Below are 17,857 nucleotides of genomic sequence, written 5' to 3'. Positions count from 1 at the left end.
CTTTTATCTCCGTTAACGAGTCTTTGATCCTCGTGAATGAGGCTTTTATCTCCGTTAACGAGTCTTTGATCCTCGTGAATGAGGCTTTTATCTCCGTTAACGAGTCTTTGAACTCCGTCGTCGAGTATCAAAGCTTCATTTTTGAGGTTTACCTCAGCACTCAGCACTCAAAATCTCAGCACTCAAAATCTCAGCACTCAAAATCTCACGCACAGCTTGTTCGACATCGCTTTGTTTAACTAAAGACTCGCCAATCAAAACTGCACGCGCGCCAGCTTCAGCGACAAGAGATAAATCAGCAGGTGTATACAGTCCAGACTCGCTGACAACGGTAATATCCAAACTTTGTAATTGTTGTTGACGCTCTGCTAAGAGTTGCTGTGTTGTTCCTAAATCAAGGGTAAAATCTTCTAAATTGCGATTGTTGATTCCTACTAAACTTAGGTTATCAAGCTTTAGCACTCGATCCAGTTCAGCTAAGGTATGGACTTCTACTAGCGCAGTCATGCCCAAATCGTGAATTACTTGCAAAAAATCTTGGAGTTCTCGATCTGATAAAATAGCTGCAATCAACAATACTGCATCTGCACCTGCTGTCCGTGCTAAATAAATTTGATAGCGGTCAATGATGAACTCCTTGCATAGTAAAGGTAATGCAACTTGTTGACGCACATTCCGCAGATTATCAAAACCGCCCTGAAAGAACTTTTCGTCAGTCAAGACTGATAGACAAGCTGCACCGCCTCGTTCATAAGCTTGAGCAACAGCAACTGGGTCAAAATCTGCGCGGATAATCCCACGGCTAGGCGATGCTTTTTTAACCTCGGCAATTAAGCTAGGTTGGTTGGGGTTTTCTTGTAAAGCAGTCAAGAAATTTCGCACAGTCGGGGCTGTATTTAACTGTTGTCGCAAGGAAGCTAAAGGCAGTTCTTGCTGCATTTGTGCAACTTCTTGCCTTTTATACAACACAATTTCTTCAAGAATATGGCGGGAAGGAGCAACTTGGTTAGTCATAAACTGCTTGGGGGAGTGGGGAGGTTAGGAGTTAGGAGTTAAGAGTTATTAGTTGTTAATTATGAGTTATCTATGAGTTTTTGAGTTAAGAATTTCAGTTTCCAAATTCCAAATTCCATATTCTCAACTCTCAACTCCTAACTCCTAACTCCTAACTCCTAACTAATGATTGCGTATATGCACGCACCACATTTTTAATGATTTTCAGACCGACTTCTCCACCTAGAGTCATGATTGATTCTGGATGAAACTGAACGGCGGCGATGGGAAGTGTCTGATGTTCAATGCCCATAATTACGTCGTCATCAGAAATCGCTGTTACTTTGAGTTCTTTTGGTAAACGTTGCGGTAAAGCAAACAATGAGTGATATCTACCCACTGCAAAGGATTCCGGTAAGTTGTTGAAGGTGACAGAATTGGAATCGGTGACGAAAATCCGTGAAGATTTGCCATGTTGAGGATAGTTGAGAACTCCCAATTCGCCATCAAAAGCTTCAACGATGCCTTGCAGTCCTAGACAAACTCCGAAAATCGGAATTTGGCGATGCAGAAGCGCACCGACAGTCTCGGAAACTCCAAAATCACTTGGTCTACCAGGGCCAGGAGATAATACAACTAAGTCAGGGCGTTCTGTATCGAATAACGATTCCGAAAAACCATGACGCAGTGTAGTAACGCTTGCACCAGTTTGGCGAATGTAATTGGCTAGGGTATGAACAAATGAGTCTTCGTAGTCTATTAGTAAGATGCGTTTGCTAGATTTTACACCTGGAATCTGTTTACTTAATTTTAGAGAACCAGACTCATCAATTTTCTGACTCGTTTGCTTTACACGGCGAATCGTTTCAAATAAAGCAGCAGCTTTGGTAATTGTTTCTTGTTCTTCTGCTTGAGGTATGGAGTCATAAAGGACAGTAGCCCCAACTCGGACTTCCGCGATGCAATCTTTTAATCGAATTGTCCGCAGAATTAAGCCAGTATTTAAATTTCCGTTGAAATTTAAATAGCCGACTGCTCCACCATACCAACGTCGGGCGCTCTTTTCGTGCTGTTCAATAAAATCTATTGCTGCCCTTTTGGGTGCGCCGGTGACTGTAACCGCCCATGTATGCGAAAGAAAGGCATCTAAAGCATCGAATTGCGATCGCAGTGTACCCTCAACATGATCTACTGTATGTATCAGGTGGCTGTATAATTCAATCTGGCGACGACCAATGACTTGTACTGAACCAGGCTCGCAGATTCGAGATTTGTCATTGCGATCGACATCAGTACACATGGTCAACTCAGCTTCATCTTTGTGAGAGTTGAGTAACTGACGAATTTGCACCGCATCATCAAGAGCATCTTGTCCCCGGCTAATAGTGCCACTAATTGGACAAGTTTCTACCCGCCTACCTTCAACCCGCACAAACATTTCTGGAGATGCACCAATCAGATATTCGCCACCTAAATTAAAAATAAACCCATAAGGACTAGGATTTATTTCCTTTAAGGTATTAAATAGTTTGCTGGGTTCGTCTTCATAGCCTTCAAAAAAGTTTTGACTAGGAACAACTTCAAATAAATCGCCTCTGCGGAAATAATCGAGTGCAACCTCAACTTTTTTTGCATATTCGCCTACTTTATGGTCAGCAGTTTGATTTGGTAAAAGATGTTTGCCGCGATAATCTACAGACTCACCTGTTCTAGGAAGATTCTTGGTGTTGCCGTGCGCTGTTTTAAAATCATATTGTAAACGAAATGCACGTTGCTGATAGTAGTCAACAACAATCAATTCATCTGGCAAATAAAGCACCAAATCGCGCTGATCTGTAGGACGTTCCAGATGTTGGGTAATTGGTTCAAACTGAAAAACTAAGTCATAACCAAACGCACCATACAAGCCTAAATGCTCGTCTTCTTGGCTAGAAAAAGTATATAGAATTTCGCGGACAACTGTAAATGATGAAGGCTGTTTACTACGTTCTTCTTCAGTAAATAATTTTTCGGAAGGTTTAATAAAGCCTACAATACAGTTATCTTCTTGGGTGACGTTCTCAAGTTGTTCGGACTGGGATAGTCTCTTTAAAAAGAATGGCAAAAGTACTTGACCGCGTTCATTCAACGCTATCAAAGTGAAAGCATTATCCTGTGTAGTCAACTCTAATGGTGGATTGACAAATCCGATCGCCCATCTTTTGTATCTGCCTGGATATTCGTAGCTACTCCTTAGCAACCCTCCACGCTGAGAATTTAAATGGAACAGAATATCTTCCAGGGCAGTGTCCATCTTAACTTCAGTGATGGAACGAGAAATACTGACACCACCAAGAGTATTGTAGGAACGTGAATCAAAAACCATGAGTAATTTCTCTAGAATATTTGTTAGTCAACCATTAATCATTATTAGTAGTTATTTTCAAACCTAGAAAGACTTAGATAATTTTCTATCAATCTAAGTCAACATATTCTTTTTAAAAGGTGTAATCAAAAACTTTTTGCTTCTTATTTAAGAATACTAGATATCAAGCAGATAATACATTGAATAATTTTTCGATTGGGTGTCAATTTATTCGCTTTTTATACCGCTTTTCTAGTACTTTTACTAACAACCATATTTAAAAAATCCGCCTCCCCCAAAAGTAGTAAATAATGTCATAAAATCTCTGCATTCCTACGCTAGGGGATGCTCCGCGTAGCTTGCTTCCCCGGAGGGGTACGGCAAGCCGCAGAGCATCTACTTCTACGTTTAAAATTCCCCCCTCAATTCTCGCAACAGCGATATTGCTTGCTTATATAACAACAAATTCACCTCATGAACCTCGATTCTTTTTCCAATCCCTTTTAACAGCGTCAAAGTCAACTCTCCCCCTAAATGTTCGCGGAATTCAGTCAAACCCCGAAACAAACAATTAGGATCTTCCAATTGTGATAACTTATCAGCCAGTTCTGGCACATACAACGTGAAACCCAACGCTGATAAAGTATTTAATATCCGTTGCCACTCCGAACAATCCAGCAATCCTGCCAAATAAGAATAAGTGCTATCCAAAGCAATACCGATCGCAACTGCTTCGCCATGACGCAAGCGATAATTTGTCAAATGCTCCAGTTTATGAGCCGCCCAATGTCCAAAATCCAGGGGACGAGACGAACCCATTTCAAAAGGATCGCCGCCATTGGCAATATGTTCTAAATGCAACTGAGCGCAACGATAGATAACCTGTTGCATAGCATCCATATCTCGCCGCTTCAAGGCTGTGGTGTGAGAGTGGATAAAATCAAAAAAGCTAGCATCCTTAATCAGCGCCACTTTGACAGCTTCTGCGATTCCAGAACGCCAATCGCGATCGTCTAGAGTTGTCAAGAACGCAGAGTCATTTATAACTGCATAAGGTGGCGCAAAGGTGCCGAGAAAGTTCTTTTTACCAAAGGCATTGATGCCGTTTTTGACGCCAACCCCAGAATCGTTTTGCGCTAACACCGTTGTTGGAACCCGAATTAGACGAATTCCCCGGTGAGCAGTTGCGGCTGCATATCCGACTAAATCCAATACCGCCCCACCCCCGATCGCTAATATGTAAGAGTGGCGACATAATCCGGCGGCTTCAATCTGTTGCTGGATTTCCTCTACTAAAGTGCGATCGTTTTTGGCAGCTTCTCCCCCCGAAATTATCATCGGTTGGGCAGCGATCGCTAGTACTTCTGCATAAAACTTGGTATACGCGACTAATTGCTTTACCAATTCAGGTTGATACTTTAATATTCCTGCGTCTACCACTGCAAATATTTTCTTCGGCTTTGTCTCCTCATCCGCACCAATCACTTGGGCTAAGGTAGGATTTTTCAACTCAAATAAGTTTTGGGTGAAGTAAACTTCGTAGTCAAAAGTAACCGAAACACGTTGATGAATTAATCTGCTTTTTTGCTTGATGTCAACTATCATATTTTTGCAGGTATATCTAAAAGTGCAGCACGATTCAAAGTTTCCAGGAATACCTCTACCGAGTGAGATCCATTTACCTTAACTTTGTCATTGATAACGAAGAACGGCACACTGTTGATGCCATTTAACCGAGCAAATGTTGATTCAGCAATAACTGCATCACTCACCACACGATCGTTTAATTGCAACTTTAATTCGCTAGCATTCATCTGATACGCTGTACCGATGGCAACAATAACGTCAAGATTTCCAATGTTCAAACCGTCTTCAAAGTAAGCTTGATAAATAGCTTCGACAACATCGTTTTTTACCTTTGCGGGTGCAAGTGCAATCAGTTGATGAGAAAGCTTAGTATTGACAGCCAAACGGATTTTGTCAAAATCTAGCTTAACCCCAGCCGCCTCACCTGCGCGTCGCGTATTATCAAATATCTGTTGTATTTCTTCCGCTTTCATCCCTTTTCTATTTTGCATAAAGCTGCGGAATTCGTATCCTTCCGCAGGAATAGTATTGTCTAAAAGAAAAGGATGCCAGCGGATATGTACTTCTTTTTCTTGCCGTTGTGCCAGTGCATCAAACAGATGTTTTTTCCCAATTCTGCACCAAGGACAAACGGTATCGTGAAAAATGTCTATCAGCATATTTATATTTCTTTAAATGCTAATATTTGTGTGCAGTTTTGGTTGAAAATCTCGTTGAATAGCAATTGTATTTAAAGGCTGCATAAAGCTGTTAATTTTCTCTTCAAAAAAGCTTTGCGCCTTTTCAAATTCTTGAATTAATGCATCTCTATCTTTCATCGCTACTAGTTTTGCTAAACGACTGTAAGTATCAGCTAAAAAACTAATCGCATCACATCTTTCTTCTGTAGCTAGCATGATATCCACACACAAGTGAGGGTTTTGGGAAAACAAACGTTTAACAATGTCAATTTCTTGACGGTAATTAGGGGTTGACATTGTTAAAGTCTGCTGTATATCGATTTTTGTTTGTGCTAAGAAAATACCAAGACTAAATCTACAGAAATGTTGCGTTGCTTGAACAATCACCATCATTTGATCGTGTTCTTCAGGCGTACAAAAAATTAACTCTCCACCTTGACTTTTAATCAAGTCTAAAAACCATTGAAATGAATCATCGCTTCGACCTGGACACACTACTACTTTTTGCCCGAAAAACGATTTGATATTTGGCCCAAACATTGGGTGTAAACCCATAACTGGGCCAGAATGGTGTTCGAGCATCGCCTGAGTTGGCTGAGTTTTGATGCTCGTGATGTCACACAAAGCTGTATTTGGGGCCAGGTATTTCGCTGCCCGCTTAATAACATCAACTGTATGTTCAATAGGAACACTGACTAAAACTAATTCTGTCTGACCTAATAGTTGTTCTGCGTATTCCCAATCTTCATATTCGAGAACGCTAACATTATTACCTACTAGCGAAAGTTGCTCCTTAAATAACTTTCCCATCCTACCGTGTCCACCGATGATGGTAATTTGTCGGGGAGTGACATGATTTGTTGCATATTTAGGAATTGGAGTAGCATGACAACTGTTTAGCACACCTGCCCAAACAGACTCAGGAATACCAGCTTGGGCGAGTAGAGGAGCGACATCAGCCAGTTGCTCATCTAGAGAAGGTTGTTCTGATGCTGCTAATAATGATATGCGATCGCTCAATAAGGCGATCAACCTTTGGTCAGTTTTTTTCAGCCGATCTGAATTTTTCATTTGTCATTAGTCTTTGAGATACGACGCGCACAAGGGGCAAGGTATGTACCAAAAGCTCTTGATCAACAAGTGATTCCTGAGAACTCAATTTGGGCAAGATATCCAAAGTCGTTGCTTCTTTGGCGATCGCATCATAAAATAACTCTTCATACCGATCTAGCGCTTGCTCAAAGGAGTAGTTTTCTACCGCAAACTTTCTTCCTTCACGCCCTAATTTTGCTGCTAGTTCCGGTTGATTATATAAATCTAATACCGCAGTGGCTAAAGCATCTGCTGACTCTGGCTTCACGATAATACCGCCGCCACTTTCTTGAATAGCCTTGGCAGCAGTACCAGTGGCGGGAACTGAACCGACAATTGGGCGACCACTGGCTAACAACAATGGTATTTTAGAAGGCATATTGAAGGAAATTACATTCCTCTTTTGCACAATCAACCCGACATCAGCAGCTGCTAACATTTGCGGTAGTTTTTCTCGCGGTTGCAATGGTAAAAGCAAAACGTTATCTGCACCACAAGCAAGACAATGTTTTTGCAACCTTTCGAGAGCTTGGGATTCGCCAGCTACGACAAAGACAATATCATTAATATGGCGCAAGCAAGCTGCTGCTTCTATTACTGTCTCCAAACCTTGCGTCAGAGCAATATTACCTGAATAAAGCACTACAAATTTACCATCGAGTTGATGGGTAGCTCTCCAATAGTTATTCTTTTTTGGTAAAGGGCGGATAAAATTTAGATTTACCCAATTTGGAATGCAGGCAATTTTATTAACAGGTACACCTTTATTTATTAAATTATCTACAAAGCCATTAGCAATCACACTAATGGTATGTGCTTTTCGGTAGGCAAATTTCTCTAAAGCTTCTAAAGCCAGAATCATCAACTTATTTTTAATTAGCCCAACACGCACAGCCGCTTCTGGCAGGATATCTTGTACATTCAGGACTACTGGACAGTTGTATAGCCAACTTATTAAAGTTGCAGGTAAGCAAACGAGTAACGGTGGCACTGTTAAAAGAATTAAATCAGGTCGCTCACCCTTGAGAGCTTGTGGCAAACTTGTAAAGACAAAGCTCAACTCTAGCAGTAGCCGATCTATAAGGTTAGGTTTAGACTTAATCCGCAGGTAACTACGTTGAATTTTGACACCATTTTTCTCTTCAGTAACGTATAACTTACCCCGATAGCGATCGTAAATCTGACGCTGAGGATAGTTAGGCATACCTGTGATTACCCGCACTTGGTGCCCTCGCTTCACCAGCCCTTCTGCTAGTTCAGTCATCAAAGGTGCAATACCAATTGGTTCTGGATGATAGTTGTATGAATAAATCAGAATGTGCATTAACCGTTAATGTCCTGAAGATTTGTAGTAAGGACTTTAGTCCTTACTACGAACTTATTTACCTGTTAATTTCAACTTGACTGACTATTAGCACTGTTTTTGCAGTTATTTCTCTAAACTGAAGACTGGCTTTTGTTGTCCACGTTTCCGCAATGTGATAGTAGTAGCCCCAAGTCCGAGCAATGCTAAACCCAATCCTGAGCTAGGTTCCGGTACTTGCCTTCTCCCCTCTACGTTTAACACTTGGACGCGACCTTGGAAGAAATCGCCCACATAAAGCTTGCCATCTTTGAGAGTTGTACCACCCGTCCAGTTAAATCTGCCTGGAGTGAGGTCAAGGGGATTGCCAAAAGGAGGGCCAGTTAATGCTGGAGGCGGTACAGGGTTGCCTGATGCATCTAGGGCTGGTTGACCGAAGGAAGTCAAGAAGTTACCGTTTTTATCAAACACCTGAACGCGGCTGTTGATAGAATCAGCTACATAAACATTCTCTTGGTCGTCTACTTCGATGCCAATTGGCTGAAGAAGCTGTCCAGGCCCGCTACCTGCTGAACCAAATGCCAACAGAGGATTACCATTTGGATCGAGTACTTGAACGCGGTTGTTATACTGGTCAGCTACAAAGATATTTCCACTAACAGGGGAAATTCTTACACCTGCTACACCTTGGAATTGCCCAGGTGCAGTGCCCACAGTACCACCAATGACACCAATTGGCTGTCCGTCTGGTGTGAATTTAAGGATTCTTTCGCCGTTAAAATCACCTACGTAAACGTTGCCAGTTTTGTCAAATGTCAAACCAGATGGGCCAAAGAAAATCCTATCATTTACACGAGGGGTAAAATCTCCGTTTGCAAAGGATCTAATAAAGTTACCCTGAGAATCGAATTGATTGATGCGGTTGTTGTAAACATCACCTGAATACAGATCCCCTGTTACGGGATTAAAGTCTACAGTTGTTGGCTCGTCAAACTGTCCAGGTCCTGTGCCACCGGAGCCAATTGCTCCAATATACTGACCGCTGGGACTAAATTTTTCAATTTTGTTACCGAGGTTGAAGTTAGGAGTGCCATCCGGGTTAACACCGCGTCCGTTAGCTATGAGGGTATTCCCTTGGCTATCTACCGCTATACCCTGGGGAACAAACAGTTCTCCAGGGCCGAAACCAGGACTGCCGATACTTCTGTCGTAAGTTAATGTTACAGCCTTGGCTTGGGCTGCTGTTGCCAACACCATGAATCCAGCACCGAGAATGCCGATTGACAAATTTTTGACTAATCCCATGAGTTTGAAGTCCTGGTTGTATGAGTGTATACTCTTTCCTAGACTAATTTTGTTCCCACTCCCAGTTCGGGAACCCTAATATTCGGGCTGCTGCCTCTTGTTTGAAATGCAACTTTCTGTGTGAGGCAGCAGCCTATTCTCTAACAATTACCTTACAGAGCCAAGGTTTTGAGGAATTAGACTATCTCTGCTTTGGGTAGCAATTCACCCAACTTGTCTTGGCGTTTGCGCTTGGCGAAAGCAGCAGTTGCGCCTACACTAGCAAGTGCTAGTAAGCCAACTACTGAACCAGATTCGGGGACTCTTTGTGTAACCAGACCATCCACCCGAACAACCTGCCCGTTTTCTGGGCCGACACCGCGATTGGTAATATAAATCTTGCCGTCAGGCCCAATATCAATTCCATCAGCCGAATCTAGCCCTTCACCTGCTGCAACGAGTGTTGTGCGAGTGCCATCAGGAGAAACTTGGATCAGAGATCCAGGTAGATTTGTGATGTCACCGTTTAACTGAGAGGTGTCACTGAACTGTAAGACCAGCAAATTGCCTTTCTCATCAAAAGTTAGGTCGGTGATGTGCGTAAACCCATCTAGAAAGACCTCTGGCTTATCATCCTTGCCGATGCGGAAAATCCGTGATTGATTTTCTGGATAAGGAAAACCCGTATATTCACCAACGTATAAAGCTCCATCGGGGCCAATTGCGCCACCTGTTGGTACTGATTGAACGGCTATTTTCCCTCCAGGAAGCTGTTCTACTAGCCCTGGAAGCAACTCTACTAGGTCTGGAGGTAACTCTTGCCCTGGTGGCGCAGATGGCAACACTGAGGCGCTAAGGATTTTCTTAGGAATTGCGATCGCTTCAGAGCCACTGCCATCAAGTTTAATTTTGTAAGCAGCGTTTCCACCACCATCAACGACATAAGCAGTATCGCCACCGATAGTCAGATCGTAGGGATTGGTAACTACATCTTGACCATCTGGATTGTTGATAATTTCATACTTGCCAAAGTCGAAAATACTGTTGAGAGAGCCGGTATTCAGGTCAACTTTGTATAGTTGTGCTAAGTTCGAGGCATTCAAAACTTTATCGGGTGCGGATGGCGGAAAAACTTTAAGTTGCGTTTCTGGGAGAGGGTATTTAGAACCAAGTTCAAGTGTTTCTTTATCGCGGTTTCCAGGATATCCAGCAAACCCAGTTAAAAGATAAGCATTTCCCAAAGAGTCGAATTGCAGGTCTTGAATACCAGCTCCTTGGTTGCCGGAGGGTTGTTCTGCGACAGACTGAAAGTTAGTAAGTAAACGCGTTTTGGTACCGTCTGGTGAAACTTTAACGAGTGAACCAGTATTGCCTGCACAAAGAGGCTGAAATATTGCACTTGGAGATGGCTGGCAATTCCCGTTTCCTCCTATACCTGGTTCTGCTACGTATAGACTTCCATCAGGGCCAAAGCTATTACCCCGTGCATTACTGATTCCATCGACAATAGTTGTTAGTGTTGCAGCTTGTGCAGATGTTGTTCCACAAATAGCAGTAAAACAAAATGTCAGAGATGTAAGAGCAAATGATTTGAGTTTCATACCTTTCAAGGGAGATTAAGAGTTACTAATTTCGGGAAAGTTTTATGGTTTTAAAGAGAAGGAATTCTAGTCCCTGAAGAATGCAGGGTAAATGTCCTTGAGAGGCACTGATATTGGTTTGAAACTTTTTACTTGAGCGCCACAACTCTATCTATGAGAGGTTTAGAGTTTCTTTTCTTGTGCAACCAACCAACGCCGAAAGCGCCGATCGCTAATACACCTAAAGCAGAACTCGGTTCAGGGACAGACTTGATATTTTCAATTCTGAGAACTTGTCCAAGTCCTGGGCGATCGCCTCGGTTGGTGACGTATACTGCACCATCAGCACCAATAGTCAAGGCGCTAGGTGACTCTAATCCATTCCCGCTCAGAAGAGTTGTGCGTGTCCCATCAGGAGCTATTTTGATGACAGAACCATCAAAATCACCCTTCCAAGCTGACTGATTGGCGTACTGCAAAGCATACAAATTGCCTTCAGTATCAAATTCCAAGTCTGTGAGTTGGGTAAAACCATCGGCATATACTGTTGGCTTACCATCAGCACCGATTTTATAGATTTTTGCTCCACCTTCAGGGAAGGGAAAACCTGTAAATTGGCTGACATAATAAGCGCCATCAGGGCCTTTAGTCACACTTGAGGGTACTGGTTGAGTTGCAAACTGCGATTGCACCACTTCACCTTGAGATGGAACCTGTGCTGGTTCATTAGATGGTGTACCGGAGGGTGGAAAGACGGGATTCGTCAAAATGTCTTCGGGGAAGGTGGTAATAGTTTGCAAATTACTAACGGCAGTATTGACGCTGAGTAAGTTGTTTGCACCTGCATCAGTTGCAACTAACTTATTGCCATCTATTAGGAAACCCAAGGGATTGCTACCAACATCACCACCATCGGGATTGTTGGCGAGTTCATAGTTAGCTAAATCGGCAACACTTTTCCAGGTATTGGTATTAAAGTCGGCAGCGATAATTTTACCGAGGTCAGTATTACCCAAATTGCGATCGCGAAAAGCTGGATTCGCCCCATACCCAATCAGAATATAAGGTTTACCTTGAGCATCAAATTTGATATCACGAGGGCCGGCGGCTCCAGTTCCATCAGGTAATGCTAAGGAAGAAAGTCCTGTAAGTATGCGTTCGGTTTTACCATTCTCAATTTTGGTAACTGCCCCACTTGTGCCATAGCATAAAGAATCACCTTGACCGCTTGCTGGTGGAACGCAACCTCCACTTCCCCCTATTCCCGCCTCTGTAACATAGAGATTACCATCAGGGCTAAAGCTCAAACCTCCAGCGTTATATAGACCGTCGGCGATTACTGAAAAGGATGCAGCTGAGGCAGCTTTGATTCCCGAAAAGGCGGCAACACAAAAAGTGAGTAAAGTAATGGTAAGTTTTTTCAGTTTCATGTTTTGTCCTTTGTCATTTGTCATTTGTCATTTGTTAGTTGACCAATGACCAATGACCAATGACTAATGACTATTAATTAGCGATTCTTGAATCTTTGGTAGATAGCTCATTCCTCGGTCAAATGATTTGAGGTTGCCAGCTTTGGCCTCGAGTAAACGTTTGATGTTCATGCTCTCAGCACCAAAGTCTTCAATCTGAAGTTTGCCGTGGGTGACAGTTCCATCTGTTTTCCAGAATGTGATTCGATGTAGGATGAAACCAGAGGCTTCTGGGTCAGCGAAAGCATAAGCGGTTGGAATCAGTAATGCTACAGAACGCTGATAATATTCGTAATCTGGATAAAAATGTTCTTGTTCAAGTAAGTAGTATTTACTCAAAGAATGAACTCGCACAGACACTTTTACTTTTTGGTCATATTCATCTTTGAATTCACCTGATTCAGCAGTGATCTCACCATTGGGTCGCAGTAAATGCGCCCACTCATCTACGTTTTTTAGGTCTTTTAGGTATTCAATACCGATTTCAATTGGGGCATCGACATAAATGGTGTCTGTATCAATAAAGTGGCGTCCTTTGGCTGCTGAGGTCAGACCGGCTTTGCGTTCCAAATTACCTTTGAGAGAACGACATTCAGAAGTGTGTACTGTATGAATTCCCTGCATAATCATCTGAGTTTGCCGTTTGGGATCGACAAAGCTCAACCAGTGAAAATACACACCTTTTTCATCTGTTCCAGGCTCGATATAATCTGTAGGAAACAGCAATACAGGGTAAACCTGAAAATATTTCTGATACTCTAATCCACAGTGCCACTCTATGCCATAGAAAAGTGGATTTTCTAATTTTTTAACATGATAATAGAGATTCTTGTGATAACCAGACGCAGTTCCCAGCCAGGTATCTTCGTCAATTTGCTCTTTCATCCGGCTATAAAGCGTCCATTCATCCAAGTTCTTTAAGCTGCAAAGGTATTCAAAAGCGCTCTCTGGTGAAGTAGCAATATATGCTGATGTAGCAAAGGTATTTTTTTCCATTTCTCACTCCTGAAGATAATAATAATTAGGCTGCGATCGCTTTAGTCTTGGTTCGCTTACTATTGTTGATCCGGTCTTCTGCTAATTGTCTAGCAGCGTCGTTAGTAGTAACTTCTTGCTGTTTCGCAATCTCAAAAATTGCTAATAGCGTGTCATAAATGTTATGCACTTGTTTGAAAGCTTTTTCTTCGTCATAACCAATCATTTCGTTGTAAACATTGATTAGTCCTCCAGCATTAATTACATAATCAGGGCTGTAAAGAATCCCTTTTTTAGCAAGCATTTGACTATGTAATTGCTCATTTTCTAGTTGATTATTAGCTGCGCCAGCAATAATCGAAGCTTGCAAAAAAGGAATTGTATGACTATTAAGAATTCCGCCTAAAGCGCAAGGAGCAAAAATATCTACATCAAGTGAGTAAATTTCGGTTGGTTCTACAACAGTTGCGCCAAAAAGGCGTTTCACTTCTTCTGCTTTTACTGGATCTACATCACTAACAAAAAGCTGGGCATCGTGTTCATGTAAGTGACGGCAGAGATTTTTACCAACATTTCCTAAGCCTTGAACTGCAACTTTCATCCCATCAAGTCTTTTACTCTGCCAACGAGATTCTACAGCAGCTTTAATTCCTAGAAAAACTCCTAGTGATGTTATGGGAGCAGGCCCACCAGATTTTTCTGATACGCCAACAACATATTTAGTTTCTTGACTGATTGTCCGTACATCATCAGGGGTAATATTGACATCTTGTCCGGTAATAAAACGCCCATTGAGACTGTTAACAAAACGTCCGTAAGCTCTCAACAAGTCATCTGTTTTATTTTCAGGATTAGCGATAATGACTGCTTTACCTCCACCAGCCGGAATGTTGGCACAAGCAGCTTTATATGTCATCCCACGACTCAGACGAAGTGCATCTTTTAAAGCAGCTTCTTCGTTGACATAAGGCAAGATTCTTGTAGCTCCCATTGCTGGGCCCAAAGTTGTGTCATGGATGGCAATAATTGCCTTAATTTCGGGATTTTTACCATGACAAAAAAGAACTTGTTCGTGACCCATTTCTCTAACAGTTTCAAATAGCAGCATCTTGACCTCTTGATATTGTTTAGGATTGGTTAGAGAAAGTAATGACCATTACAAAATGTAAATATATAGACACAAAACAACTCTCGAACATTAAGATTAGATGGAGTTAAGAAGAGACTTAGGGTTTAAAAATCAAAAATTTAAAATTCCAGTTGATTGGGTATAGTTATTTGGCTGGAATAAAGTTTTTTAGGCTTCTAAATTTATCCTTTGTCTTTCGTTGAATGGATTAATGCAAACTGGATTTTAAAGTCCAATTTGTTGAGATGTTTTAGTGTCTATAAAAATTGCAGGAAATTGCCAGGTTTTAAAATCAAACCATTGGGAATGAAACTTGCTTGGCTGCATTTTTAACAGCACTTGATTTAATTCCTTGGGCTGCCAAACTTTTATTACGTCCACCAGAAGGTGCTGGGCGATCGGCGTCAATCACTACATCAATCAAAAAAGGAACATTTGATGCGATCGCTTGTTCTAACGCGGCTTCAATATCCGACTCTCTGACGACTACGATCGCTTCTGCTCCCATCCCACGAGCAATCATGGCGAAGTTTGTTGGTGGGATTGTTGCATCTGCGCCCTTTAACCCCAAGATTTTCATCCCTTGATGGCACATGTTGTAACGCGCATCGTTAAGGACAATCCAGATTGCAGGAATTTTGTATTTCACGGCTGTGCTGATTTCGTTATTCATCAGCATTGCTCCATCGCCGACAATCCCTACAGCCTTGCTTTTGCTCGCAAGTGCTGCACCCAATACTCCTGTGACGGCGTGACCCATTGCGCCGACTCCGGTGCTGACTCGGTAACGATTGGCTTCGGAAAATTGGAGTAGATGAGTTGACCAAGTAAACGAGTTACCACACTCCGCCATGACTACGGCATCGCTATCTTCAACAATGATCTTTTGAATTGCTGCCATCAATACTTCTGGCCGCACTGGATAATCTACCTCTGGTGCAGGTTCGATTGCTTTGTGTTCTGGACGAGGTAGCAACATTGTGGAATCAGGAGCATCTGGTAATTGCTGCAACAACTCTTTTACAAAAGCTTTGATATCAGACCGAACTGCAAAAGTTTCAACGTGGGGATAGGCTACACCTGGCACTTCCGGGTCAATATCTACATGGACAAAACCTCCTTTTGGAACTAGCGCCGAACTCCAGAAAGAAGTCGGTTCGCCAAGGCGGGTTCCTAATACGAGTGTGCGTAGTGGAGGTTGTTCTTCCATATAAGTTAAGACGGAAGCATGACCGCCTAAACCTGTAACGCCCACAAACTGGGGATGATCTTCGGGAAAGATACCTTTACCACGGGGTGAGCACATGACGGCGGCTCCGGTTTTTTCAGCGAGTTCAAGGATTTCCTCTGCTGCGTCACGCGCACCAAAACCAACCCAGATGGCAAAGGGGCCAGATGATAATAACTCTACAGATTTAGCGATCGCTTCTTTGGAAGCTGTCATCGGAAATGGAGAAACATCTAGTTGAGGTAAAGCTATATTCTCAACTAAACTTGTCTGCACAGCGGTGGGAATGCTCAAATGAGCAACAAATCCGCCTGGTTGCGCCATAGCTAAAGCCAATTTACGAAAAATCTGCGGTAGTTGAGCCGCAGATTCAATCGTGATTGCATAGTTGAATAACGCTCCTGGGGTAAAAATTCCTCCGCTTGGCAATGTATAAGTGCTGGTTTCTTGAATAGCCCAACGTCCACGCTGCGGTGCTGAGGTGCAAGCTGACAGTAAAATTACTTTTGCACCTTCACCACGAGCCGCAAATAGTCCGGTGAGGGCGTTGGTGATCCCCGGGCCCGCTGTGGTAAAAACTACAGTGGGGCGATTATTGGCAAAGTATGCTTCGGTCGCTGCAAATGCGGCCCCGGCTTCATGGCGGAAGTTCAACACCTCGATGCTGCTATTGGATAGCGCACCCCAAAGGCTGGCCATTGCGCCACCTGCAACACCAAAGGCGTAGCTTACTCCCAAATTTTCCAACATCTGAGCGATCGCATCGGCAACTGAGAGTGCTGGAGCTATTTCATCGTTTAAAAAAGGCTCAATCTTTCCATTCTTCTCTGATTCATCAAGCTGACGGGAGTCAGTCACAGATTCTACATATTTGTTCTCTGGAAGTTCCTTGTATGGCTCAGTGGTGATGAGAGGATTTGAACCAGTATAATTTTGACTCATTAGTTTAGTTTCACGTAATTAAAGTTACACAAAGGCTTTTTAGTTTACAATCACAGCTCTAGAAATATTTATTACAAACAACTCTGTTGTTTCTTGCAGCGATGAGCTAGCTTGGTCGAGAGTAGAAATGGCTGATCGCTGCTAATTGATGCTTGTGAGCGCATTACCAAAAAATTTTAAAAGCATACAACACTTAAGGCTGTGCTTCTTGTGACCAGAATAAAGGAGATGAAGACTGTTGTACAATCAAAAATCTTTTGGTGTAGATGTCAAATTTTTCGTTTCTATGGTGATGACCACAGTATTTAAGTAGATTGGTGGGGAAAAACTAAATTGTGTAAAGGTGCATAAACTGACAACTAACCCGAAGTTAAGCGTTTATCAGAATCTTTACAAAGCTTAATATAGCTCGCTTTAATCGCACCGATCTAATTAATAAACGCCTGCCGAGGTTCTTGATTGCTACAATAAAAACCTAATTTGCAATAAAAAATCTTTTGATGTAGATGTCAATTCTTTCGCTTTTTTCGTGATTGTGCATTTACAACTTAGTCACCTGAAAGATTGATATTCTGTGTAGACGTAGTCCGCCGTAGGCATCGCAAAATTAGCACATTACCAAAGTTACAATAGGAAATCTTTTGATCTGGGTGTCAATTCTTTTGCTTTAGAACTTACACAACTTTTTATCTGAATTTAAGCATGAGGCAATTTAATGGTCTTTATATTGCCAGCAAAAACTTTTTCAGTCAATTATTTGTAACAATAAAGACATTATTTGTTAACTTTTTATAGTTCCTTTGAGAGATGACAAAACATTCACCACGTAAATAAATTAAGAAAACCTGTTTTAAAACACGTAAACCATGAATATATACTTAGCACACGAATGCATACAGTGTTTTTGAGTATAAAAAGCATCATAGATACGTAAAAAAGCATACATTATATTGATATAAATGTACTTCTTACGACGGATGACTAAGCATATTCTTCTATAGTTAAATTCCTGAGAAAGTAAGTTAAGATAAATTAAGAAAATAAGTTGATGAGTTAAAGTTTGTTCCTTTAAGCCAGGTTCAGCACTGCAAATATCATTTATGTTGAAAATCAAACGACTCTATACGAGTAGTTCGCCAAAGTCCTTGGTAGTGAAAATGTTAAAGGATAAAAATTTTTATACTTTAACCTTTCCCCAGTGGAAAACCAGGAGTTTGAGATTGTTGAACTCTTGTAGAGACGTAGTACTGC

The 17,857-nt window shown here is 41.9% G+C and carries 12 protein-coding genes; all 12 read right to left on the bottom strand.

Features of this window, described 5'->3' with window-relative positions:
• Positions 1–153 precede the first annotated feature (153 nt).
• Positions 154–1,014 (bottom strand): indole-3-glycerol phosphate synthase TrpC, encoded by an 861-nt coding sequence (trpC, locus tag RMY16_RS25945; RefSeq protein ID WP_322738771.1) that lies wholly within the window; start codon positions 1,012–1,014, stop codon positions 154–156.
• Between the two features lie 151 nt (positions 1,015–1,165).
• On the bottom strand, positions 1,166–3,358 hold the full coding sequence (locus tag RMY16_RS25940) for an anthranilate synthase (protein WP_322738770.1): 2,193 nt from the start codon (positions 3,356–3,358) through the stop codon (positions 1,166–1,168).
• Positions 3,359–3,745: 387 nt separating this feature from the next.
• Complete coding sequence (locus RMY16_RS25935) at positions 3,746–4,942, bottom strand: 3-dehydroquinate synthase (RefSeq protein WP_322738769.1); 1,197 nt, start codon at positions 4,940–4,942, stop codon at positions 3,746–3,748.
• The gene (locus RMY16_RS25930; protein ID WP_322738768.1) at positions 4,939–5,583 is read right to left on the bottom strand and encodes a DsbA family oxidoreductase; all 645 of its coding nucleotides are present in this window, start codon (positions 5,581–5,583) and stop codon (positions 4,939–4,941) included. The genes RMY16_RS25935 and RMY16_RS25930 overlap by 4 nt, the downstream gene beginning before the upstream one ends.
• Before the next feature lie 12 nt (positions 5,584–5,595).
• Entirely contained in the window at positions 5,596–6,675 is a 1,080-nt protein-coding gene (gene tyrA / locus RMY16_RS25925; protein WP_322738767.1) for a bifunctional chorismate mutase/prephenate dehydrogenase, read from the bottom strand.
• Positions 6,644–8,020: a glycosyltransferase family 4 protein gene (locus tag RMY16_RS25920; protein ID WP_322738766.1), complete on the bottom strand. Its 1,377-nt coding sequence runs from the start codon at positions 8,018–8,020 to the stop codon at positions 6,644–6,646. The genes tyrA and RMY16_RS25920 overlap by 32 nt, the downstream gene beginning before the upstream one ends.
• A 105-nt stretch (positions 8,021–8,125) precedes the next feature.
• The gene (gene scyF / locus RMY16_RS25915; RefSeq protein WP_322738765.1) at positions 8,126–9,304 is read right to left on the bottom strand and encodes a scytonemin biosynthesis PEP-CTERM protein ScyF; all 1,179 of its coding nucleotides are present in this window, start codon (positions 9,302–9,304) and stop codon (positions 8,126–8,128) included.
• 176 nt (positions 9,305–9,480) lie between these two features.
• Positions 9,481–10,884 carry a ScyD/ScyE family protein gene (locus RMY16_RS25910; RefSeq protein WP_322738764.1) on the bottom strand — a complete coding sequence of 468 codons (1,404 nt, stop codon included), beginning with the start codon at positions 10,882–10,884 and terminating at the stop codon, positions 9,481–9,483.
• 128 nt (positions 10,885–11,012) lie between these two features.
• Positions 11,013–12,293 carry a ScyD/ScyE family protein gene (locus tag RMY16_RS25905; RefSeq protein ID WP_322738773.1) on the bottom strand — a complete coding sequence of 427 codons (1,281 nt, stop codon included), beginning with the start codon at positions 12,291–12,293 and terminating at the stop codon, positions 11,013–11,015.
• A gap of 63 nt (positions 12,294–12,356) precedes the next feature.
• Positions 12,357–13,328: a scytonemin biosynthesis cyclase/decarboxylase ScyC gene (scyC, locus tag RMY16_RS25900; protein ID WP_322738763.1), complete on the bottom strand. Its 972-nt coding sequence runs from the start codon at positions 13,326–13,328 to the stop codon at positions 12,357–12,359.
• 25 nt (positions 13,329–13,353) lie between these two features.
• Complete coding sequence (gene scyB / locus RMY16_RS25895; RefSeq protein WP_322665398.1) at positions 13,354–14,415, bottom strand: tryptophan dehydrogenase ScyB; 1,062 nt, start codon at positions 14,413–14,415, stop codon at positions 13,354–13,356.
• Between the two features lie 313 nt (positions 14,416–14,728).
• The gene (gene scyA / locus RMY16_RS25890; protein ID WP_322738762.1) at positions 14,729–16,606 is read right to left on the bottom strand and encodes a scytonemin biosynthesis protein ScyA; all 1,878 of its coding nucleotides are present in this window, start codon (positions 16,604–16,606) and stop codon (positions 14,729–14,731) included.
• Between the last annotated feature and the right edge of the window lie 1,251 nt (positions 16,607–17,857).

It is taken from the genome of Nostoc sp. DedQUE12b (assembly GCF_034530835.1).
In the GTDB taxonomy this organism is placed as follows: Bacteria; Cyanobacteriota; Cyanobacteriia; order Cyanobacteriales; family Nostocaceae; genus Nostoc.
The sequence above is the reverse complement of the archived record's forward strand: the minus strand, read 5'-3'. Positions and strand labels throughout refer to the sequence as shown.